Source organism: Vibrio sp. YT-19(2023), assembly GCF_033337395.1.
In genome coordinates this window covers 1-642 of the sequence record NZ_JAWOQN010000640.1, presented here as the reverse complement: position 1 = coordinate 642, position 642 = coordinate 1, and the positions used below count along the sequence as shown (strand labels likewise).

Here is a 642-nt window from a genome sequence, read left to right as displayed (position 1 = left end):
TTTAATAGGCTGAGGTTTATGTTCTTTCTCCGCCATGGCGTTGGCGATGTCCCAACACAAACGGGCAGCTAAGCGAGCGGTTTGACTATCGACATCGTAATTCGGGTTGTACTCTGCGATGTCAGCTAACATAAGCTTGTTTTTGTAGTGAAGAATTCGTTCTAAAAAAGGTGCGATTGTGTCGTAACTTACACCTCTAGCCGCAGGAGCACTTACGCCTGGCGCGGTTGCTGCTGGGAATACATCTAAATCAATGGTGAGATAGAGATAGTCACAATCGTCGATAAAGTGTTGCAGTTGGGTTAGGTGGTAGCTGTGATTCAAGTAATTGAGTTGACTATCTTCTACATACCATACGTTCAGCTCGTCTGCTTTTTGGAACAAAGCTTGCGTGTTGCTGCTGCGACTCACCCCCAAACAGGCGTAATGGAAAGCCCAATTATTACGCTGACAAAAATGATGAATTTGGTTGAATGGTGTACCTGAGCTTGGTTTTACATCCGCTAATGAACTTTCGAACGCACGCAAATCGAAGTGCGCATCGAAGTTAATGATGCCAATTTTTGGTTTTTTCTCTGGATGATGCGTTTTGAAATATTCCGCTAGACCAGAAAACGATGCCCACGCAATTTCGTGTCCGCC

The 642-nt window shown here is 44.9% G+C and carries 1 protein-coding gene; it reads right to left on the bottom strand.

What is annotated here, in order from left to right:
* The coding region (hutG, locus tag R7E78_RS27620) for a formimidoylglutamase (protein WP_318058816.1) at window positions 1-642 on the bottom strand (642 nt) is incomplete at both ends.